This window comes from Collimonas sp. GW821-FHT07E08 (assembly GCF_059418905.1).
In genome coordinates this window covers 117595-139357 of record NZ_JBWKQR010000015.1, presented here as the reverse complement: position 1 = coordinate 139357, position 21763 = coordinate 117595, and the positions used below count along the sequence as shown (strand labels likewise).

Sequence of the window (21763 nt, the reverse complement as noted above, 5' to 3'; positions counted from 1 at the left end):
GGATAAGGAAACCCGGATTTTCGATATACCGCAAGCCGGTTGCGGGTGTAAAATCCTTTCCGCTGCCTCGGGATTCAAACACCGCGGCAATGCAACGCTAGGGGTCCTGATTGCTGAAATGCCAATGCAATCGGGTGAGAAATACCCTCGAACCTGATCTGGGTAATGCCAGCGAAGGGAAGCTGTCGAGATGTAACCGGCCGGTTCACAAGACGATTTACAGCCTGTACTGTGATCCCGCGCCACCAGACTCGAAAACTCCTTTGCTGGCTCCAAGCCATGAATTACAAGCAAAGGAGCCAATATGAACGCCAATCCAAAATTCTTGTCCGCCACAGCAACGGTGGATGAAGCCGCAATCCATCCCCTGCCCAATTCCCGCAAGATATACATCACCGGCTCGCGCCCCGATATCCGCGTGCCGATGCGGCAGATCAGCCAGTCTGATACGCCGGCGTCGTTCGGCGCTGAAAAGAATCCGCCCATCTATGTCTATGACACTTCGGGACCGTACAGCGATCCTGATGTAAAGATCGATATCCGCTCCGGCCTGGCGACGCCGCGCCTGCCGTGGATTGTGGAACGCGACGATACCAAAGAACTGCCGGGCCCGAGCTCGGAATACGGCATCGAGCGCCTCAACGATCCCAAGCTGGCCGAACTGCGCTTCAACCTGCACCGCAAGCCGCGCCGCGCCAAGGCCGGCAAGAACGTCTCGCAGATGCACTACGCGCGCCAAGGCATCGTCACGCCGGAAATGGAGTTCGTGGCGATCCGCGAAAACATGCGCCGCAAGGAATACCTGGAAGAGCTGAAAGCCTCCGGCCCGATGGGCAACAAGCTGGCCGAGCTGATGGGCCGCCAGCATCCCGGCCAATCGTTCGGCGCTGCGCTGCCGGCTGAAATCACGCCGGAATTCGTGCGTTCGGAAATCGCCCGCGGCCGCGCCATCATTCCCGCCAATATCAACCACCCGGAAATCGAACCGATGATCATCGGCCGCAATTTCCTGGTCAAGATCAACGCCAACATCGGCAATTCCGCGGTGACCTCTTCCATCGGCGAGGAAGTCGAAAAGATGACCTGGGCCATCCGCTGGGGCGGCGATAACGTGATGGACCTGTCGACCGGCAAGCACATCCACGAAACGCGCGAATGGATCATCCGCAATTCGCCGGTGCCGATCGGCACGGTGCCGATCTACCAGGCGCTGGAAAAAGTCAACGGCAAGGCCGAAGACCTGACCTGGGAAATTTTCCGCGATACCTTGATCGAGCAAGCCGAGCAAGGCGTCGACTACTTCACCATCCACGCCGGCGTGCGCCTGCAATACGTGCCGATGACCGCCAAGCGCCTGACCGGCATCGTCAGCCGCGGCGGCTCGATCATGGCGAAATGGTGTCTGGCGCATCACCGCGAATCGTTCCTGTACGACCATTTTGAAGACATCTGCGAAATCATGAAAGCCTATGACGTCAGCTTCAGTCTCGGCGACGGCTTGCGTCCTGGCTCGATCTACGACGCCAACGATGAAGCGCAGCTGGGCGAACTGAAGACCCTGGGCGAACTGACCCAGATCGCCTGGAAGCACGACGTGCAGGTGATGATTGAAGGCCCTGGCCACGTGCCGATGCACCTGATCAAGGAAAACATGGACCTGCAGCTGGAGCAGTGCCACGAAGCGCCGTTCTACACGCTCGGACCATTGACTACCGACATCGCACCGGGCTACGACCACATCACTTCCGGCATCGGCGCCGCCACCATCGGCTGGTACGGCACGGCCATGCTGTGCTACGTCACGCCGAAGGAACATCTGGGCTTGCCGAACAAGGTCGACGTCAAGGACGGCATCATCACCTACAAGATCGCGGCGCATGCGGCCGACCTGGCCAAGGGCCATCCCGGCGCGCAGATCCGCGACAACGCCCTGTCGAAAGCACGCTTCGAATTCCGCTGGGAAGACCAGTTCAACATCGGCCTCGATCCAGACAAGGCGCGTGAATTCCATGACGAAACCCTGCCCAAGGATTCCGCCAAGGTGGCGCATTTCTGCTCCATGTGCGGACCGCATTTCTGCTCCATGAAGATCACCCAGGAAGTGCGCGAATACGCCGCCGCGCAAGGCATTTCCGACATCGCTGCGTTGAAGCAGGGGATGGAAGTGAAAGCCATCGAGTTCGTCAAGAACGGCGCGGAAATCTATAGCAAGCAGTGAGGCTGATCTTAGAAACGGCAGTAGACCACTCGCTTATGTTTGGAGAGTTATATGAACATTGGAATTATGAGAAATCTAGTCGTGCATCTAACGGGTGAAAGCGTTACGCGCCCGATTGCACTTTTGTCGCGGCGCCTGGCGGCGTTGCTCCTCCTTGCAGGGAAAACCCTGCCGCGTCGTCGCGCCTTGCCATGCACCCCGGCAAAAGCACACTCGGGCGCGTTCTACTGCCGTTTCTAAGATGATGGAAATCGTTCTTAACGGTGCGCCGCATCCGCTGGCCGACGGCGAGAACCTGCAACAGCTGATCACGGCGCTGGAGCTGGCCGGGAAGGCGGTGGCGGTTGCTGTCAACCGGCAAGTGGTGCCGGCCAGCCTGTGGCCGCAGCGCATCTTGCAGCCGGAAGACAAGGTTGATGTAGTGCGTGCAATAGGAGGCGGCTGAGGCCGTTCCTGTCGGACTGCACGCGACTCAATGACAGAGAGGAATTGAAATGGACCTGAACTCGAGCCCTGAGACGGGACAGCAAGACACCGGCCTGACCATCGCCGGCAAAACCTACAGTTCGCGGCTGCTGGTCGGCAGCGGCAAATATCGCGACCTGGAGCAGACGCGCGCCGCCACCGAAGCCAGCGGCGCCGAAATCATCACGGTAGCGATCCGGCGCGTCAACATCGGCCAGGACCCGAAAGCGCCCAACCTGCTGGATGTGGTGCCGCCGTCGCGCTACACCATCCTGCCCAATACCGCGGGCTGCTATACCGCGGCCGATGCGATCTATACCCTGCAGCTCGGGCGCGAACTGCTGAACGGGCACAAGCTGGCCAAGCTGGAAGTGCTGGGCGACGAGCGCACGCTGTTTCCCAACATGCCGGAAACCTTGAAAGCGGCGGAAGCCCTGGTCAAGGACGGTTTCGACGTCATGGTGTATTGCAGCGACGATCCGATCCAGGCCCGCCTGCTGGAAGAAATCGGCTGCGTCGCGGTGATGCCGCTGGCGTCGCTGATCGGCTCCGGCATGGGCATCCTGAATCCGTGGAACCTGTCGCTGATCATCGAGCAGGCCAAGGTGCCGGTGCTGGTCGACGCCGGCGTCGGCACTGCGTCCGACGCGGCGATTGCGATGGAGCTGGGTTGCGACGGCGTGCTGATGAATACCGCGATTGCCGGCGCCCAGGATCCGATCCGCATGGCGCGGGCGATGCGGCTGGCGATCGAAGCCGGGCGCGAAGCGTTTCTCGCCGGCCGGATTCCGAAGCGTTTTGCGGCGTCGCCGTCTTCACCGATGGCCGGACGACTCAAGTGAGCGCTGGCGCTGCATCGCCGCCCTGCGTGCTGGTGTTTTCCGGCTCGGATCCAAGCGGCGGCGCCGGTTTGCAGGCCGACATCGGCGCGATTGCCGCATTGGGCGCGCATCCCTTGTCGGTAGTGACGGTGTTGACTGTGCAGGATAACGAACGGGTGTTCGGTGTCCATCCGGTGGCGGCTGACCTGGTGCGGCAGCAAGCGCAGGTTTTGGTCGACCGGATTGCCATCGCCGCGGTCAAGCTTGGCATCGTCGGCAATCGCGCCAATGCTGAAGCGATTGCCGCCGTCATCCGTGACCTGCGCTCGCGGCAGCCTGACTTGCCGGTGGTGTTCGATCCGGTGCTGGCGACCGGCCATGGCGACAGCCTGGCCAGTGAAGATCCAATCGCAGCGCTGCCGCCTTTGTTCGAGCTTGCCACGGTGATTACGCCGAACCGGATCGAGGCCGACCGTTTATGCGGCGCCCAAACCAGCCCGGAGCAGCAGGCCGCGCTGCTGCTTGAGCGTGGCTGCGGGCATGTGCTGCTGAAGGGCGGCCATGGCCCGGAACCCGACGAAGTCTTGAACCGCTGGATCAGCAAGGCGCAGCAGCGCAACTGGCGCTGGCCGCGCTTGCCGGGCGAGTTCCACGGCAGCGGCTGCACGCTGGCGGCGGCGCTGTCTGCGCTGTTGGCGCAGGGCCTGGATATGGAACAGGCAATCGATGCAGCCCAAGCGTATTGCCAGCAGGCGTTGGCGGAATCGTATGCGATAGCGGCCGGACAGCGCATTCCCAGCCGCATTCTGCCGTTCTTAAAATTACGAGGATAAAGCGATGAAAGGTTTATACATCGTCACGCCCGACTGGGATGACACCGACAAACTGCTGCGTGTCAGCGAGCAGGCTCTGCAGGGCGGGGCAGCGCTGCTGCAGTACCGGCACAAGACCGCGGATGCCGCGCAACGGCGGCAGCAGGCTGAAGCCTTGCTCAAGCTGTGCCGGCGTTATGAACGGCCCTTTATCGTCAACGACTATGCCGAACTATGCATGGAGCTGGGAGCGGACGGCATCCATGTCGGCGGCACCGACGCCAGCGTGGCTGAAGTGCGCGCGATGGTGGGAGCGGACAAGATCGTCGGCGCATCCTGCTACGGCGACCTGGAACTGGCGCATGCCGCATACCGCGCCGGCGCCAGCTACGTGGCGTTCGGCGGATTTTATCCTTCGCGCGTGAAGAAATATCCAGTCACCACGCCGCCCGACATCGTGACCCGCGCCAAGGCACAGATCGCGGTCCCGAACGTGGTGATCGGCGGCATGACGCAAGAGAATGCCGTGCCACTGATTGCCGCCGGCGCCGACATGGTGGCGGCCATCAGCAGCGTCTACCTGGCCGACGATCCGGTTGCCGCGGCGCGCAGCTTCGCCGCCTTGTTTGAAAACCGTTAGGCATCGGTAGCCGCGGCCGTAACCGCGATCATCCGTTTGATATGGAACTGTTCAGGTTTCCAGCAGGCTGCGCAGCATCCACGCATTTTTTTCATGCAGCTGCATGCGCTGCGTCAGCAAGTCCGCGGTGGGTTCATCCGACGCGGCGTCAACTACCGGGAAAATCGAACGCGCGGTGCGGGTGACGGCTTCCTGTCCCTGCACCAGCTGCTGGATCATGGCGGTCGCGTTCGGCACGCCTTCTTCTTCGGTGATCGAGGTCAGCTTGGAGAACGCCTTGTAGGTAGCCGGCGCAGGGTAGCCGAGCGCGCGTATCCGTTCTGCGATCAGGTCCACCGCCAGCCACAGTTCGTTGTACTGGGTTTCGAACATCAGGTGCAGTGTATTGAACATCGGCCCGGTGACGTTCCAGTGGAAATTATGGGTTTTCAGGTACAGGGTATAGGTGTCGGCCAGCAGCTTGCTGAGCCCGTCGGCGATTTTCTTGCGATCCTTGTCGCTGATGCCGATATCGATGACTGCGACGTTTTTCTTTACCATTGCGCTACTCCTTCTAACAGTGGTGTATGAAGACTTGCAGCCCGATTTTAAGTCAATTCGCCGCAGGCAAAGAAACGCTCCCGTTTTTCCACGCTTAGCCGGGGACGGCGCTGCCGGAAGCCGGCTGCGAGCGGCGATACATACTGACAGTCAAAGCCACTGCAGCCAGCGACGCCAAGGCAGCGAACAGGAACACCTCGGGATAACCGAACTGGCTCACGATCAATCCCGCCAACGGTCCGGTGACGCCCAGCGCCAGGTCGAGGAATACCGAATAGGCGCCGAGGGCGCTGCCGCGGTTATTGGCCGGCACCAGGTTGACCGCTTCCACCCCGAGCGCAGGGAAGATCAGGGCAAAACCGAAGCCGGTGAGCGAAGCGCCGACCAGCGCCAGCGCAGGCGAACCGGCCTGCCACAGCAGCAGCAAACCAAGCGCCTCGACCGAAAAACAGATGATCGCCACCCGGAAGCCGCCGAAGCGCGAAATGGTGCTGGCGAACAGCAAGCGCGCGCCGACAAAGAAAGTGCCGAACAGGGTCAGGGAAAATGCCGCGTTCGGCCACTGGTGGCTGGCGTAAAACAAGGTGATGAAAGTGGCGATGGAGCCGAAGCCGATCGAGCCCAGGGCCAGGCCCATGCCGTGCGGAAATACCTTGCGCAACACGTGCTGGAACGGCAAGTGTTCGCCGCGCACCACGGCCGTTGCCGCTTTCAGGCGAGCCAGCAGGAAACCGCCCAGCGACAGCACGGTCACGGTAACCCCCACTGCAGTGAGGCCCCAGGCATGGTTGATCACCACGCCGAGCGGCGCACCGATGGCCAGCGCGCCGTAAGTGGCGATGCCATTCCAGGAAATCATGCGCGCCGTATGCTGGGCGCCGACCCGGCCTATGCCCCAGGTAATCGCCCCGGTGCCGACCATGCTTTCGCCACAGCCAAGCACCAGCCGGCCGATCAGCAGGATGGCCAGGCTCAGCGCCGGTATCTGCGGAAAGAACCCCGCAGCCAGCAAGAACACGCCGCTGACGCTGCAACCAGCCAGGCCGCGCAGGACGGCGGTCTTGGGGCCGACCGAATCCGCCATGCGGCCCGCGAACGGCCTGCTGAGCAAGGTCGCCAGGTACTGCATGCTGATCGCCAGGCCCGCCAGCACTGAGCTGTAGCCGAGGTCGGTATGGACGTAGCCGGGCAGCACAGCCAGCGGTATGCCGATTGCCAGATAGCAAATGAATGTAAAAAATGCGGTGGAAACGATGTGAAACGTTACTGCGGTCCCGGACAACGGCTGGCTGGCGCGGTCGAGACGAACTTCTTCGGGCATGGTGGAGGACGACTTGGTTGATGGTGACGGAGGGATGCAATGATGCAATGCGGTATTTTACTCTTCCGGCCCGGATGCTGCAGGCGGCCCGCCACCAGAGCGGACGCGGCCCGGCGACGGCTGCCGCGATCGCGGCATCAGGCGAGCCTCCGCACAGCTTATAATGCAGGGATGCAAAATCTTCTTCATAACCTCAATCCAGAGCAGCTCGCGGCAGTCACCTTGCCGGCGCAATCCGCACTCATCCTGGCCGGCGCCGGTTCCGGCAAGACGCGCGTGCTGACCACCCGCATCGCCTGGCTGATCCAGACCGGCCAGGTATCGCCGTCCGGCGTGCTGGCGGTGACGTTCACCAACAAAGCGTCGAAGGAAATGATGACGCGCCTGTCGGCGATGTTGCCGATCAATACGCGCGGTATGTGGATCGGGACGTTCCATGGCTTGTGCAACCGCCTGCTGCGCGCCCATTACCGCGACGCCGCTTTGCCGCAGACCTTCCAGATCCTGGATTCGCAGGACCAGTTGTCGGCGATTAAGCGTTTGCTGAAATCGCTCAATGTCGACGATGAAAAATACCCGCCGCGCAACCTGATGTATTTCATCAACGGCGCCAAGGACCAGGGCTTGCGCGCCAACGAAGTCGAGGCGAACGACGATTACAACCGCAAGTTCGTCGAGCTGTACGATTTGTACGACCAGCAATGCCAGCGCGAAGGCGTAGTCGATTTTGCCGAGCTGCTGCTGCGCACCTATGAACTGCTGAGCCGCAACCAGCCGCTGCGCGAGCATTACCAGTCGCGCTTCCAGCATATCCTGGTGGACGAATTCCAGGACACCAACGACCTGCAGTACAAATGGCTCAAGCTGATGGCGGGCCAGCGCGGCTCAGTGTTCGCGGTGGGCGACGACGACCAGAGCATCTATGCTTTCCGCGGCGCCAATGTCGGCAACATGAGCGCTTTCGAGCATGAGTTCCGGGTCGAGAACCTGATCAAGCTGGAGCAGAATTACCGTTCGCACGGCCATATCCTGGATAGCGCCAATACCCTGATCGCCAACAACAGCAAGCGCCTCGGCAAGAACCTGCGCACCGACGCCGGCCACGGCGAGCCGGTAAGGATCTACGAAGCCACCAGCGACCTGCAGGAAGCGCAGTGGATCATCGAAGAAACCAAGAGTCTGATCAACGAAGGCGCCAGCCGCAGCGAAATCGCCGTGCTGTACCGCTCGAATGCGCAGTCGCGCGTGATCGAACATGCCTTGGTGGCGTCCGGCATCCCTTACCGGGTGTACGGCGGCCAGCGCTATTTTGAACGTGCCGAGGTCAAGCACGCGATCGCCTACCTGCAGCTGATGGACAATCCGCACAACGATTCGGCCTTTCTGCGCGTGGTCAATTTCCCGGCGCGCGGCATCGGCGCCCGCTCGCTGGAGCAGCTGCAGGATGCGGCCAAACAATACGGCATCTCTTTGTATGCAGCGGTGCCGCATGTGGCCGGCAAGGCTGGCGCCACGCTCGGTTCCTTCCTCAAGCTGGTTGAAGGCGGGCGCTTTGAAACCCAGCATCTGCCGCTGCCGGAAATGGTGCAGGTGGTGCTCGACCTGAGCGGCCTGATGCAGCATTACCAGAATGAAAAAGAAGGCGCCGACCGCATCGAGAATCTGGAGCAGCTGGTGAATGCTGCGACCCTGTTTGTTTCGGAAGAAGGCTATGGCATCGATGCGCCCGCCTTGCTTGGGCCCAAGGCGCAGGCGGTGTCAGGAGCTGCCATCACGACCGCCGACGGCGTCGAGATCTTCGATGCCGATGCGCCGCTGTCTGCGGTGATGTCGCCATTGTCGGCCTTCCTTTCGCATGCGTCGCTGGAGGCTGGCAATAACCAGGCCCAGGCCGGCGAGGAAGCCTTGCAGCTGATGACGGTGCACTCGGCCAAGGGGCTGGAGTTCGATGCGGTGTTCATTACCGGGCTGGAAGAGGGGCTGTTCCCGCACGAGAATTCACAGAAAGAGGACGCCGGCGTGGAAGAAGAGCGGCGCCTGATGTACGTCGCCATCACGCGCGCGAAAAAGCGGCTGTACATGAGTTTTTCGCAAACCCGGATGCTGCACGGCCAGACCCGCTACAACATGCGTTCGCGTTTCTTTGACGAGTTGCCGGAAGATGCGCTGAAGTGGCTGTCGCCCAAGGTGCAGCAGCATAGCTGGTTCGCCAACACAAAATCGGCCTGGGACGAGGCGCCCGAGAAAGCTGCCAACAATATCTCCAAGAACTTCGGTCGGCGCGATATCGGCTGGCGCATTGGCGAGAACGTGGCGCACCTGAAGTTCGGCGAAGGCGTGATCGTGAATATCGAAGGCAGCGGCGGCAACGCTCGCGCCCACATCAATTTCGGCAAGCACGGCATGAAGCTGCTGGACCTGAGCGTGGCGAAACTGGAGAAGGTTGCCTGAGGAGGGGCGGGTTATCCCGCCCGCCGGCGCTTATTCCTGCGTAGGGGCTTCCGCCGTCGGCGGCAAATCTGCCTCGGGTTTGCCGAAGATGTGGGTGTAGGTCGGGTAGAAAGAGCAATACATCACCACCGTCAGCGCGATCGACAGCGGCAGCAGGATCATGATCGTGACCGCCTGGTTGCCGACCAGTACCGCAATCAGCACGCTGACGATCGCCGGCAGCACGACGCCGATGCCGGCCCAGGCCAGCCCGTATACGGTGAAGGCCTTGATTTCACGCGATACCGCAAAGAAGCTATAGAAAACGGCTTTCGATACACCCATGTTTTTCCACATGATGAGCGGCGCCGCATACCAGAACGCCATTGCCGCCGGTGCATAGACCGCGGCGGAAAACAGCATCGCCAGCGACATGCTGGAGTCCTGTATCTCTTTGGGGTCGAGCGCGGCCTGGCCGGTGATCGTTTTCCAGAACACGCCGCCGTCGATCAGGGCCGAGGCGGCCAGGGCGACGAACGCCGCCACCAGGTACAGGGCGCCCAGGATCAGCAGGTTTTTCAGCGCCGGCGAGCGAAAGCCGACCATCAGCAGGTTGGGATAGACGCGCTTGCCCTGTTCGATCAGCAGGCAAGCTTGCATGAAGGACATGGCAAATACCGGGACCAGCATCAGCGGCAGCAATTGTCCCAGCAGCGGCACGAAGCTGAGCAGCAGCATCAGGAACATGTAAGCCAGGAATAGAGTGGATATTTCGGCCGGCTGTTTGCGGAACAGCGCAAACCCTTCCTTGATCCATATCCATCCGGTTTTTGCAGGCAGTTTTTCCATTGTTTCAATCAAGAATTTTGCTTAATGACTTTGTTTAATACAAGGCTTTAAGGCTTAATACAGGGCTGGGGCACGGTGCGCCACACGTTGCCGCAGAATCCGCTCGAAATGGGCCGGATCGTGCGGCGTCAGCATTTCTGCCGCACGCGGCAAATAAAAATCATAGAGCCGCGACAGCCAGAAGCGCAGGGCGCCGGCACGCAGCATGGCTTGCCAGGCGCCTTGTTCGGCGGCGCTGAACGGCCGTACGGCATGGTAGGCGTCCAGCATGGCCCTGGTCCGGGCCGCATCCAGTTCGCCGCTGGCCAGGTCTATGCACCAGTCGTTGACCGTGACCGCCAGGTCGAACAGCCAGGTATCGCAGCCGGCGAAATAGAAATCGAAAAATCCTGTCAGCCGTTCGCCGTCGAACATCACGTTGTTGCGGAACAGGTCGGCATGCACCGGTCCGCCGGGCAGCTCGCGATAAGCTTGCGAGGCGGCGAAATTTTCCTGGAACGCCATCTCGCCGCGCAGCAGCTGCTGGCCGTCTTGCGGCAGGTAAGGCAGCACCACAGGCGTGGTTTCGCGCCACCAGGACAAGCCGCGCAAATTCGGCTGGCGGATCGCAAAGTCCTGCGCCGCCAGGTGCATTTTTGCCAGCATCGCGCCTACTTCAGCGCAATGTACCGCCGCCGGCGCCAGCTGGCAATCACCCTCCAGCTTGGTGACGATGGCCGCGGGCTTGCCGTGCAGCGGATTGATGATCCGGCCTTGCCGGTTGGCGATGGGCTCGGGCACCAGCACGCCGCGCTGCGCCAGGTGGCGCATCAGTTCCAGGTAAAACGGCAGCTGCTCGAAGCTGAGGTTTTCAAATACCGTCAGCACATACTCGCCGCGCTCGGTATCGATGAAAAAATTGCTGTTTTCGATGCCGGACGAAATGCCCCTGATTGCCAGTGCCTTGCCTAAGGAAAAGGGAGGGATCCACTGCGTGAGATCGTCTAGCGTGACGGGGGTAAATACTGCCATGGGGAAAATCGGAAAAGGACAAGATTCGGACAAGGTTCAGGCCGGGTTGGAATGAATATGCGGCAAATGCGCAGCGGTTTTCCGCGCATCGGCCGCATGGCTGCTCAGGAATTGCAGGCTAGTTCTTGGACGGCGCCACTGTCGGCGGCGGCAATCCTGCATCGCCGTCAGCCTGCACGGCCTCGCCTTCCTTGCGGGCTTTTTTGCCCAGGTCGAATTCCTTGACCTGCCATTGGGCGCCGCGTACCGGGCCGTCGCCCGGCTGCAAGGTGCCGGCCTGCGACTGCGGCTTCACATAGTAAGTGCTGCCGCCGCTGGTGACCTTGACTTCGGTAACCTTGCCTTGTTCGCGTTTCTGGGTCATGTCGGCAGGGCCTTCGCCCGGCTTGCGGATGGAGACGGCCGGCGCTTCGCCTTCTTCCAGCTTTTGCAGCTCGGGCGGCGGCGGCGCGGCGGTCTTGGCCGCCTGTTGTGCATTGACCAACAACGGCGTTGCCAACGAGGCAATACATACTGCCAGCAACTGCCAGGCTTTGGATTTATTCATGAGAATTTGGCTACCTTGAATTAAAACAAGATGGAAGTCTTCATTGTAACAAACCACCGGCCCCTATAGGCGATAAGGGGGCCGGGAATCTGTCGGCGTGCGCTCGCTGCAGGTTTACAGCAACACGCTGGCGTGGCTGTCGGATTCCGCCATGACGGTTTCGCCCGCTTCGTAGAATTTCACCACGGCGGCAAGGATTTCGGCCGGATCGTCCAGCACCTGGATCAAGTCCATGTCCTTGGCCGCGATCATGCCGTCGCCCACCAGCTGGGTGCGGAACCAGTCCAGCAAGCCGCTCCAGAAGCTGCTGCCGACCAGGATGATCGGGATGTGGCGGCATTTGCCGGTCTGGATCAGCGTCAATACCTCGGTCAGCTCATCCATGGTGCCGAAGCCGCCCGGCAGCACGATGTAGGCATCGGCGTAACGCACGAACGCAACCTTGCGGGCGAAGAAATGACGGAAGCTGAGCGAGATGTCTTGCCACTTGTTTCCGCTTTGCTCATGCGGCAGTTCGATATTCAGGCCGACCGATGGCGATTTCCCTTCAAATGCGCCTTTGTTGGCCGCTTCCATCAGACCCGGGCCGCCGCCGGAAATCACGGCAAAACCCTCGTCGGAAAAACGCCGCGCGATATCTTTGCACAAGGGGTAATAAGGATTATTTTCCTTGATCCGGGCCGAGCCGAAGATCGATACCGCGGGATGCAACTCGGAAAGGCGTTCGGTCGACTCGATAAATTCTGCCATAATCGTGAACATATGCCACGATTCGCGCGCCTTCTTGGAAGTTGCGCGTTCGATGTCCGTCACCTGCCGCAAACGCGGTACATTTTTTCCGTTCAATTCCATATGCAAAAAACCCTGCTGTTAGTTGATGGTTCCAGTTATCTCTATCGGGCCTTCCATGCCTTGCCCGATATGCGCAATGCTGCCAATGAACCGACCGGCGCGATGTACGGGATCATCAATATGTTGCGCCGCCTGCGCCTCGATTACCCCTCAGCTTACCTTGCCTGCGTGTTCGATGCAAAAGGTAAAACTTTCCGCGACGACATGTACGCCGACTACAAGGCAACCCGGGCGTCGATGCCGGAAGACCTGGTTAAACAGATTACGCCGATTCACGCCGCCGTGCGCGCCATGGGCTGGCCGATCCTGATGGTCGAAGGCGTGGAAGCCGACGATGTGATCGGTACCCTGACCGTGCAGGCGGTGAGCCACGGCATGCAGGCCATCGTCTCGACCGGCGACAAGGACCTGGCGCAACTGGTCAACGACGATGTGACGCTGATCAACACCATGAGCAACGAAACGCTGGACCGCGCCGGCGTGATCGCCAAGTTCGGCGTGCCGCCTGAACGCATCGTCGATTACCTGACCCTGATCGGCGATACCGTCGACAATATTCCCGGCGTCGCCAAGGTCGGGCCGAAGACTGCCGTCAAATGGCTGGCGCAATACGACACGGTCGACCAGGTGATCGCGCACGCGGCCGACATCGGCGGCGCCGTCGGCGAGAACCTGCGGCAAGTGCTGGACTGGCTGCCGAAGGCGAAGGAACTGGTGACGGTAAAAACCGATTGCGACCTGAGCGCGCACATGGTGTCGATCCCGGAATCGCTGAAGGCGCCGGAGCAGGACAAAGAGACGCTGATCGAATTGTTTACGCGCTATAACTTCAAGACCTGGCTGCGCGAACTGAGCGCGCCGGGCAATGCCGCCGCCGACGAAGGCGCAGGAAAAACCGCCGCGGCGGCCGACAGCAAACCGGGTGCGCCCGAACCGGCCCAGAGCAGCCTGTTTGCAGCGGTCGAGCGGCAGTACGAAACCGTGCTGACCGAAGCCCAGCTGGACCAGTGGCTGCAGCGCATCGACAAGGCCGGCTTGACCGCGGTGGATACCGAGACCACTTCGCTCGAGCCGATGACCGCCCAGCTGGTCGGCATCTCGCTGTGCTGCGAGGTCGGCAGCGCCGCTTATATTCCGGTCGCGCACCGCTACCAGGATGCGCCGGCGCAGTTGCCGCGCGAACTGGTGCTGCAAAAGATGAAGAATTGGCTGGAAGACGAGAGCAAGCCCAAGGTCGGCCAGAACCTGAAATACGACAGCCATATTTTCGCCAACCAGGGCGTCAGCCTGCGCGGCATCGTGCACGATACCCTGCTCGAATCGTATGTGTTCGAATCGCACCGCAGCCACGATATGGACAGCCTGGCTTTGCGCCACCTGAACCACCAGACCATCACCTTCCAGGAAGTGTGCGGCAAGGGCGCCTCGCAGATCGGTTTCGACGAAGTCGAGATCGGCCGCGCCACCGAATACGCGGCAGAAGATGCCGACATCACGCTGCAGCTTCACCTGGCCATGTGGCCGCACATCGCCGACGACGCCAAGCTCAGGTTCATCTACGAAAAAATCGAAGTGCCGACGTCGGTCGTGCTGCAAAAGGTCGAGCGCAACGGCGTGCTGATCGACGCCAGCCTGCTGGCGACGCAATCGAATGAACTGGGCAAGCGCATGCTGGAGATCGAGCAGCTGGCTTATGAGCTGGCCGGCCAGCCTTTCAACCTGAGCTCGCCCAAGCAGCTGGGCGAAATCCTGTTCGACAAGCTCAAGCTGCCGGTGGTCAAGAAGACGCCGTCCGGATCGCCTTCCACCGATGAGGAAGTGCTGCAGAAACTGGCGGAGGATTATCCTTTGCCGAAGGTGCTGCTCGACTATCGCAGCCTGTCCAAGCTGAAGTCGACCTATACCGACAAACTGCCGAAGATGGTCAATCCGAACACTGGCCGGGTGCACACCAACTATGCGCAGGCGGTGGCGGTGACCGGTCGGCTGGCGTCCAACGATCCCAACCTGCAGAACATCCCGATCCGCACCGCCGAAGGCCGGCGCATCCGCGAAGCATTCGTGGCGCCGGCGGGCAGCGTGATTGTCTCAGCCGACTATTCGCAGATCGAACTGCGCATCATGGCGCACATCTCGGGCGATGAAAACATGCTGCGCGCCTTTGCCGAAGGGGTGGATATCCACCGCGCCACCGCCGCCGAGATTTTCGGCACGCCGGCGGCGGAAGTCAGCAGCGAGCAGCGCCGTTACGCCAAGGTGATCAACTTCGGCCTGATCTACGGCATGAGCGCGTTCGGCCTGGCCGGCAACCTCGGCATAGAGCGCGCCGCGGCGCAGATGTATATCGAAAAATATTTCATGCGTTTCGCCGGCGTCAAGCAGTTCATGGACATGACGCGGGTAGAGGCCAAATCGCAAGGTTACGTCGAGACGGTGTTCGGCCGCCGCCTGTGGCTGCCGGAAATCAATTCGCCCAACGGCCAGCGCCGCCAGGGCGCCGAACGGGCCGCGATCAATGCGCCGATGCAGGGTACGGCTGCCGACCTGATCAAGTTGTCGATGATCGCGGTGCAAGGCTGGATCGAAACGGAGCGGTTAAAATCCAAGATGGTCATGCAGGTGCACGATGAGCTGGTGCTCGAAGTGCCAGAGGACGAACTGGCGCTGGTGCGCGAAAAGCTGCCGCAGTTGATGGCTGGCGTGGCTGAACTAAAAGTGCCGCTGATTGCCGAAGTCGGAGTAGGCAAGAACTGGGACGAGGCGCACTGAGGACAACGCGCACACGGTTTCTGCGATAGTTGAAGGTCAACTTTAAAGGAGAGCTTGATGCCGAATTTGAAAGAGGATTTCGATAGCCTGGTGGCGAAAACCAGTTTGTCCGACGGCGTGGACCGCCGTACTTTCATGAAAACCGCCTTGGGCACAGGCTTTGCCGCCGCCGTGCTGCCGGTGACGGCGCAGACCGTGATCAAGACCGATGCCGAGGGCCTCACGGCCGGCGCGCTGGACATCGAGGAAAACGGCCTGAGCGTACCAATCTATCGCGCGCAGCCGGAGGGAAAAACCAATTTGCCGGTGGTGCTGGTGGTCTCGGAGATTTTCGGGGTGCACGAGCATATCGCCGATATCGCAAGGCGTTTCGCCAAGCTGGGTTACCTTGCGATTGCGCCGAATCTGTTCAAGCGCCAAGGCGATCCGGCGGCTTTCGCATCCATCCCGGAGCTGTACGTCAACGTGATTTCCAAGGTGCCGGACGACCAGGTGCTGGGCGATCTCGATGCCTGCGTGGCCTGGGCCAAGAAAAATGGCGGCAATGTCAGCAAGCTGGCGATCACCGGTTTTTGCTGGGGCGGCCGCATCACCTGGCTGTACGCCAGCCACAACCCCAAGGTCAAGGCTGCCGCGGCCTGGTACGGCAGCCTGGTCAGGGGGAAGGACCCTGAAGGCAAGACCGAGGCTGAAATCAAGGCGTTGACGCCGAAGCAGCCGGTCGATATCGCGCCGACCCTGAAAGTGCCGGTGCTGGGTTTGTACGGCGCCAAGGACCAGGGCATTACGCAGGACCATGTGGCGCAGATGAAGGCGGCGCTGGCCAAAGGCAGCAGCAAGTCGGAGATTGTGGTGTACCCGAATTCCGGCCACGCGTTCAATGCCGATTATCGCCCCAGCTATGTTGAAGCAGATGCAAAAGACGGCTGGAAGCGCACCTTGGCCTGGTTCAAGGAGCATGGCGTGAGCTGATGCCGATGCTTGTTTCTGGGCGCCTGGCGTCCAGAAACAGGAATCTTTGCTGGCGGCCCCCCAGGTCGGAATAAACAGTTAAAAAGCAGTTAAATTTGCCGAAATGCAGCAGCTGTGCTTTAATTTGCAACCTTGTTGCATATAACGCTGTCTGCCGGAGCAAAAAAATTAATTCCACACTCGTTTCAATCCTCCTGGCGACCATGATCGCCGGCCTCTTCAGCATTACCGCCGCTGCCGTTTTTTCGTTCGCGCTGCTGTCCAAGATGGTCGAGCGCATGGTCAGCCTGTCGGTCGGCATCATGCTGGCGACTTCGCTGCTGCACGCCTTGCCGGAAGCGTTCGAGTCGAATGCCGACAGCCACACGCTGTTCGCCGTGCTGCTGGGCGGCCTGCTGGCGTTTTTCGTGCTGGAAAAATTCGCCATCCTCCGCCACTCCCACCATCACGAAGACGATGGCCACGGCCATCACCATGGCCATGACAAGAAGGAAGCGGGCAAGGCCGGCTGGATGATCCTGGTAGGGGACGGCTTGCACAACTTTACCGACGGCATCCTGATCGCCGCCGCTTTCCTGGCCGATCCGCACCTGGGCCTGATTACCGGCCTGGCCATCATCGTCCATGAAATCCCGCAGGAAATCGGCGATTTCATCGTGCTGCTCAACGCCGGCTTTTCGCGCACCCGCGCTTACGTGTACAACCTGATCTGCAGCCTGATGGCGGTGGTAGGCGGCTTGCTCGGCTATTTCACCCTTGAGCGCGGCATGGAATGGATTCCTTACGTGCTGGTGTTCGCCTCATCGGGATTCATCTATATCGCCGTCAGCGACCTGATGCCGCAGATGCAGCGCCGCGCTACCTTGCGCGAAACCATTCCGCAGATCCTGCTGATCGGCGCCGGCGTCGCCATCGTGCTGTTCCTGACGCGCCACGCCCACCACCATTAAACATTAGGGGTAGGGGCAGGCAAAAAACCTGCCCCTTGCGGTTTCATGCGCCCTTGGCCATTGGCCGCGTCGCATCCGAACACCATTCGCTCCACGATCCCGGATACAAGGCAGCGCCATGCAAACCGGCGATTTCCAGCGCCAGCAGGTTGTGGCAGGCGGTGACGCCAGAACCGCATTGCATGACCGCCGCCTGCGGTTCGCTGATCAGGGCGCCGAATTCCTCGTGCAATTGATGGCCCGGCTTGAACCGGCCGTCCGCTTGCAGGTTGTCTTTGAAGAAACGGTTCTTGGCGCCGGGAATGTGGCCGCCGACCGGGTCGATGGTTTCATTTTCTCCGCGAAAACGGTCCGGCGCGCGGGCGTCGACGATGGTGCGCCGCGGGTTGGTCAGGTTGACCAGGATGTCATGCGCATTGACGCTCGCAGTCAGCGGCGGCTTGGCGCCGATGCTGCCGGCCGCAGGCGCCGGTTCCGCAGTCGACAAGCCGCCGCCCGCTGCCTGCCAGGCCGCCACGCCGCCGTCCAGCACCGCGACCGAGCTGTGGCCGATGGAGCGCAGCAGCCACCACAGGCGGGCCGCATACATGCCGCCCTGGGCGTCGTAGGCGACGACCTGGGTATCGTCATTGATGCCCCAGCGCCGCAGCGTCGCCAGCAAGGCATCTTTTTCCGGCAATGGATGGCGGCCCTTGAAACTGCCGTCGGCCGCCTGCTTGGCGCCGGAAAGATCGCGATCGAGGTTGGCAAAGCGGGCTTCAGGAATATGGCCGGCATCGTACGCTGCCCTGCCGGCGGCGGCATCCACCAGGTCATGGCGGCAGTCGAGGATGACCCAGTTGGGGTTTTGCGCATTCTGCAGCAGGTTCGCGGCAGAAATCAGCGTCTGGTAGGGATGGGCTTGGGACATGGCATTCCTTTTATCAAGTGTGTGTCAGATGATGCAGGGCAACGTTCATATACGCACAAAGGGTGGCCTAGCCAGCCACCGCTTTTTCCTCATGCAAAGAGCTGAGCGGACGCGCCTTCTTTTGATTATAAAACGTTGCCAGCAAACCGCTGACAAGGATTACGGCAGTGCCAAGCCAGCCGCGCCAGTCCATCTGGTCGCGCCAGATAAGGATGCCCCAGATGCTGGAAAAGACAATGCCGGTGTATTGCAGGTTTGCGGTCAATAGCGGATTGCCAAGGCGGTAGGCGCGCGTCATGGCCATCTGCGCCAGCGTGGCCGACAGGCTCAGCGTGACCAGCAGGCACACGCCCTGCACTGTATGCGGATGCCAGAACGGCATGCCGCCGCCGGGTAGCAAGGTACTGCCCGCCAGGCCGGCAAGGGCGCTGGTGCTGGAAAAATAGAATACCACCCGGTATTCCGGTTCGCCCAGCGTGCCCAGGCGCCGTACCTGCAGGTAAGCCACGGCCGAGAGCAGGCCGGACGCCAGCGCGATCATGCCGCCCGTGGTCTGTTCGGCATTGAACGATGGCCGCAGCAACAGCATCACGCCGATGAAGCTGAGCAGGATGGTGAAAGCCATGCCCCATTCAAAGCGGCCGCTGCCGCGCCACCAGGCAGCGCCGAACAGGATTGCCGCCAGCCATATCGAGGAAGTGTAGTTGAGGGTGGTGGCGGTCGCCACCGGCAGCAGGCTGAAGGAATAGAACCACATCGACAAGGCGATCACGCCGATCACGCCGCGCCAGATGTGCTCGCGCGGCATAGGGGTCTTGAGGGTGCCGCCTTTCACCAGTATCAGGACGATGATGAACAGCATGCCGATCAGGCCGCGGCTCAGGACGATTTCAGCGATGGAATAATGGTCGGCGGCGAGCTTGACGCAGACCCCCATGATGGAAAACATGAGGCTAGCGAACAGCATCCAGAGTGATTGCATGGGGCGGGAGTGAAGTGGGGGAGCGTTGCTCTATTCTGACTGATTCTGGTCGCCGTGCCTGCCTGCGCGCTAAATAATGCAAAGGGGCCGGAGCCTGCGCGCTCCAGCTTGCGCACAAACTCCGGCCCCCGCCACGGTCCTCGAATGCTTAGGCTTGGACCAGGCCGTCCTGGCTCCGGTACCATTCATGGAAATGCTGCATGCCGTCTTCCATCGGCGACTGGTAAGGGCCGACTTCATTGACGCCGCGCTCCATCAGGATGCGCCGTCCGGCGTCCATGCGCAGGGCAATTTCATCATCTTCGACGCAGGTTTCCATGTAGGCCGCACGTTCCGCCTCGACCATTTCGCGTTCAAACAGCGCAATTTCCTCGGGATAGTAGAACTCGACCACATTGGTGGTCTTTTGCGGGCCGCGCGGCCACAGCGTCGATACCACCAGCACGTGGGGATACCACTCGACCATGATGTTGGGATACAAGGTCAGCCAGATCGCGCCGAACTTCGGCGGTTCGCCGTTGCTGAACTTGAGCACCTGCTCTTGCCACTTCTTGTACGCCGGCGAGCCGGATTTCGCCAGCCCGTGGTTGACGCCCACGGTCTGCACGCTGTAATCCTTGCCGAACTGCCATTCCAGGTCGTCGCAGCTGACAAAGCTGCCGAGGCCGGGATGGAACGGTTCGACGTGATAGTCCTCCAGGTAGACCTCGATAAAGGTTTTCCAGTTGTAGTCGCATTCGTGGACTTCGACATGGTCGAACAGGTAGCCGCTGAAATCGAGATCCTTGGCCACGCCCAGCTGCGCCAGCTTTTCGCCGACGTGGAAGGCGTTCTGTTCAAACAGCAAGCCGTTCCAGTTCTGCAAGGGCGTGCGGGACAGGTTCATGCACGGCGTCTCGCCGAAATGCGGCGCGCCGATCAGTTCGCCCTTGAGGTCGTAAGTCCAGCGATGCAGCGGGCAGACGATGTTGCGGGCATTGCCGCGGCCGTCGAACATTTTTGCCTGCCGATGGCGGCAGACGTTGGACACCAGCTCAATCCCCTGGGGATTGCGCACCAGCATGCGGCCTTCGTTTTCAGAAGCGAGCGTGGCGTAATCGCCGACGTTGGGCACCATCAGTTCATGGCCGACGTAACGCGGGCCATTCTGAAACAATTGCTGGATTTCGCGCTTCAAGAGCGCTTCGTCAAAGTAGACGTTGACTGGAAGTTGCGCATCGGAGCGCGCGAGCTTGGTAATAGAAGCCAGATCGGACATCCCTCCACCCCCAAATGTGTTATCAACCTAAGAGAGAAAGAATCCGCAAAAACCTGTGTTCAAATAATATGAAACGGAAATTTTGGACAGAACCGAGGATTATCCCATAAAAAAGCCGGTTTTGGCGCTGTTTTACGCTTTTTATCCAGATAAAGCCCTCGAATTTCAACGGCTTATAGATGTTTGCTCTAAAATAGCGAACTACACTATTTATAGCCACTATGCCAAAAAATCCGATTTCCGCCAGCAGTCCCGCCTCGTTTGAACAAGCAATGGCCGAACTGGAGCAACTGGTTGCCCAAATGGAAGCTGGCGAGTTGCCGCTGGAAGCATCCGTCGCCGCTTATAAACGAGGATCGGAACTGGTCAAGTTTTGCGCCTTGCAGCTGGAAAAAGTCGACAGCCAGGTCAAGGTGCTGGAAGGCGACATGCTCAAGCCGTTTGCCGGTGAAGCGCTCAAGGATCACAGCGGAGCCGACGAATGACTGTTGCCGTTCCATTATCGAACCATGCGCAGGAGCCGGCATTGGCTTTCGACGCCTGGATGCGCCAGGCGCAAACCGGGATGGAAGCCGCCCTGGACCGGTTCTTGCCGGCTGAGGCCAGCATTCCGGCCAGGCTGCACCAGGCCATGCGCTATGCCGTGCTGGATGGCGGCAAACGGGTCCGGCCCTTGCTGGTGTTTGCCGCAGGGGAACTGTTTGCAACGCCGGCCGCCGTCGCGCAACGCGCCGCCGCGGCAGTCGAAATGATCCACGCCTACTCGCTGGTGCACGACGACATGCCATGCATGGACGACGATGCCTTGCGTCGCGGCAAGCCGACCGTGCATGTGCAATATGACGAAGCGACCGCCCTGCTGGTGGGCGACGCCTTGCAGTCGCAGGCATTCATCGTGCTGGCCGAAGCCGGCGAGGGTGTCGATGCGGCGCGCCAGGTCGTCATGCTGCGCCTGCTGGGGCAAGCCTCGGGTTCGCTCGGCATGTGCGGCGGCCAGGCGATCGACCTGGCCAGCGTCGGCCTGAATTTGTCGCTGCCAGAGCTGGAACAGATGCACAAGCTGAAAACCGGCGCCTTGCTGCGCGCTTCGGTACTGCTGGGCGCGTGGGGCGGCAAAGCCTTGGCGCCAGCTGAAATCGAGGCGCTGGAAGCCTATGGCACCGCCATCGGCCTGGCGTTCCAGGTGGTGGACGATATCCTCGACGCGACCGCGGATTCCGCGACGCTGGGGAAAACCGCAGGCAAGGACGCCGCAGACAACAAGCCGACCTATGTCTCGATTCTGGGTTTGCCCGAATCGCAGGCGCTGGCGGAAAAATTACGCAACGACGCCCACCAGGCGCTTGCGATCTTTGGGAACAAGGCACGCCGCCTGCGTGAGCTGGCGGACTTGATCGTGCAACGGAAGGCTTAGAT

General features: G+C 60.8%; 20 protein-coding genes and 1 riboswitch. Of the genes, 11 read left to right on the top strand and 9 right to left on the bottom strand.

Going from position 1 to position 21763, the window contains the following annotated elements:
* The first annotated feature begins 89 nt into the window (after nucleotides 1-89).
* Nucleotides 90-197: riboswitch (TPP riboswitch) on the top strand.
* 107 nt (nucleotides 198-304) lie between these two features.
* The 5 genes from thiC (at nucleotide 305) to thiE (ending at nucleotide 4956) form a co-directional block, all read left to right on the top strand.
* On the top strand, nucleotides 305-2218 hold the full coding sequence (gene thiC, locus AC07RZ_RS19365; protein WP_494669172.1) for a phosphomethylpyrimidine synthase ThiC: 1914 nt from the start codon (nucleotides 305-307) through the stop codon (nucleotides 2216-2218).
* 244 nt (nucleotides 2219-2462) lie between these two features.
* Nucleotides 2463-2663, top strand: coding sequence for a sulfur carrier protein ThiS (gene thiS, locus AC07RZ_RS19360; RefSeq protein ID WP_092396856.1), 201 nt, complete (start codon nucleotides 2463-2465; stop codon nucleotides 2661-2663).
* A gap of 49 nt (nucleotides 2664-2712) precedes the next feature.
* Nucleotides 2713-3525 (top strand): thiazole synthase, encoded by an 813-nt coding sequence (locus AC07RZ_RS19355; RefSeq protein WP_144742044.1) that lies wholly within the window; start codon nucleotides 2713-2715, stop codon nucleotides 3523-3525.
* On the top strand, nucleotides 3522-4337 hold the full coding sequence (thiD, locus tag AC07RZ_RS19350; protein ID WP_494669171.1) for a bifunctional hydroxymethylpyrimidine kinase/phosphomethylpyrimidine kinase: 816 nt from the start codon (nucleotides 3522-3524) through the stop codon (nucleotides 4335-4337). Before AC07RZ_RS19355 ends, thiD begins: the two co-directional genes overlap by 4 nt.
* 4 nt (nucleotides 4338-4341) lie before the next feature.
* Entirely contained in the window at nucleotides 4342-4956 is a 615-nt protein-coding gene (gene thiE, locus AC07RZ_RS19345) for a thiamine phosphate synthase (protein ID WP_494669170.1), read from the top strand.
* 51 nt (nucleotides 4957-5007) lie between these two features.
* Here thiE and AC07RZ_RS19340 read toward each other — a convergent pair whose 3' ends face one another.
* Both AC07RZ_RS19340 and AC07RZ_RS19335 read right to left on the bottom strand, forming a co-directional pair.
* Nucleotides 5008-5496 (bottom strand): Dps family protein, encoded by a 489-nt coding sequence (locus AC07RZ_RS19340; protein WP_144742050.1) that lies wholly within the window; start codon nucleotides 5494-5496, stop codon nucleotides 5008-5010.
* A gap of 94 nt (nucleotides 5497-5590) precedes the next feature.
* Nucleotides 5591-6817, bottom strand: coding sequence for an MFS transporter (locus AC07RZ_RS19335; RefSeq protein ID WP_494669169.1), 1227 nt, complete (start codon nucleotides 6815-6817; stop codon nucleotides 5591-5593).
* A gap of 171 nt (nucleotides 6818-6988) precedes the next feature.
* Here AC07RZ_RS19335 and AC07RZ_RS19330 point away from each other — a divergent pair, with 171 nt between their 5' ends.
* Nucleotides 6989-9268, top strand: coding sequence for a UvrD-helicase domain-containing protein (locus tag AC07RZ_RS19330; RefSeq protein ID WP_494669168.1), 2280 nt, complete (start codon nucleotides 6989-6991; stop codon nucleotides 9266-9268).
* Nucleotides 9269-9298: 30 nt separating this feature from the next.
* On the opposite strand, the gene AC07RZ_RS19325 is transcribed toward AC07RZ_RS19330, so the two are convergent.
* From AC07RZ_RS19325 to AC07RZ_RS19310, 4 genes are all read right to left on the bottom strand, one after another.
* On the bottom strand, nucleotides 9299-10096 hold the full coding sequence (locus AC07RZ_RS19325; RefSeq protein ID WP_144742205.1) for a BPSS1780 family membrane protein: 798 nt from the start codon (nucleotides 10094-10096) through the stop codon (nucleotides 9299-9301).
* A 54-nt stretch (nucleotides 10097-10150) separates the two neighbouring features.
* Complete coding sequence (locus AC07RZ_RS19320) at nucleotides 10151-11107, bottom strand: homoserine kinase (protein ID WP_494669167.1); 957 nt, start codon at nucleotides 11105-11107, stop codon at nucleotides 10151-10153.
* Nucleotides 11108-11225: 118 nt separating this feature from the next.
* Entirely contained in the window at nucleotides 11226-11654 is a 429-nt protein-coding gene (locus AC07RZ_RS19315) for a hypothetical protein (RefSeq protein ID WP_494669166.1), read from the bottom strand.
* Between the two features lie 114 nt (nucleotides 11655-11768).
* The gene (locus AC07RZ_RS19310; protein ID WP_144742058.1) at nucleotides 11769-12506 is read right to left on the bottom strand and encodes an LOG family protein; all 738 of its coding nucleotides are present in this window, start codon (nucleotides 12504-12506) and stop codon (nucleotides 11769-11771) included.
* Between AC07RZ_RS19310 and polA the strand changes: the two genes are divergently transcribed.
* The 3 genes from polA (at nucleotide 12507) to AC07RZ_RS19295 (ending at nucleotide 17197) form a co-directional block, all read left to right on the top strand.
* Nucleotides 12507-15275, top strand: coding sequence for a DNA polymerase I (polA, locus tag AC07RZ_RS19305; RefSeq protein WP_494669165.1), 2769 nt, complete (start codon nucleotides 12507-12509; stop codon nucleotides 15273-15275). It begins immediately after the preceding gene.
* Nucleotides 15276-15332: 57 nt separating this feature from the next.
* Nucleotides 15333-16247: a dienelactone hydrolase family protein gene (locus AC07RZ_RS19300; RefSeq protein WP_494669164.1), complete on the top strand. Its 915-nt coding sequence runs from the start codon at nucleotides 15333-15335 to the stop codon at nucleotides 16245-16247.
* 203 nt (nucleotides 16248-16450) lie between these two features.
* Nucleotides 16451-17197, top strand: coding sequence for a ZIP family metal transporter (locus AC07RZ_RS19295; RefSeq protein WP_494669163.1), 747 nt, complete (start codon nucleotides 16451-16453; stop codon nucleotides 17195-17197).
* Between the two features lie 43 nt (nucleotides 17198-17240).
* Here AC07RZ_RS19295 and AC07RZ_RS19290 read toward each other — a convergent pair whose 3' ends face one another.
* The 3 genes from AC07RZ_RS19290 to AC07RZ_RS19280 form a co-directional block, all read right to left on the bottom strand.
* Nucleotides 17241-18107 carry a sulfurtransferase gene (locus tag AC07RZ_RS19290; RefSeq protein WP_144742065.1) on the bottom strand — a complete coding sequence of 289 codons (867 nt, stop codon included), beginning with the start codon at nucleotides 18105-18107 and terminating at the stop codon, nucleotides 17241-17243.
* A gap of 67 nt (nucleotides 18108-18174) precedes the next feature.
* The gene (locus AC07RZ_RS19285) at nucleotides 18175-19089 is read right to left on the bottom strand and encodes a DMT family transporter (protein WP_494669162.1); all 915 of its coding nucleotides are present in this window, start codon (nucleotides 19087-19089) and stop codon (nucleotides 18175-18177) included.
* A gap of 148 nt (nucleotides 19090-19237) precedes the next feature.
* Nucleotides 19238-20347: an aromatic ring-hydroxylating oxygenase subunit alpha gene (locus AC07RZ_RS19280; protein WP_494669161.1), complete on the bottom strand. Its 1110-nt coding sequence runs from the start codon at nucleotides 20345-20347 to the stop codon at nucleotides 19238-19240.
* 221 nt (nucleotides 20348-20568) lie between these two features.
* Here AC07RZ_RS19280 and AC07RZ_RS19275 point away from each other — a divergent pair, with 221 nt between their 5' ends.
* Both AC07RZ_RS19275 and AC07RZ_RS19270 read left to right on the top strand, forming a co-directional pair.
* Complete coding sequence (locus AC07RZ_RS19275) at nucleotides 20569-20832, top strand: exodeoxyribonuclease VII small subunit (protein ID WP_092396586.1); 264 nt, start codon at nucleotides 20569-20571, stop codon at nucleotides 20830-20832.
* Nucleotides 20829-21761 (top strand): polyprenyl synthetase family protein, encoded by a 933-nt coding sequence (locus AC07RZ_RS19270; RefSeq protein ID WP_494669160.1) that lies wholly within the window; start codon nucleotides 20829-20831, stop codon nucleotides 21759-21761. The genes AC07RZ_RS19275 and AC07RZ_RS19270 overlap by 4 nt, the downstream gene beginning before the upstream one ends.
* The last annotated feature ends 2 nt before the right edge of the window (nucleotides 21762-21763 follow it).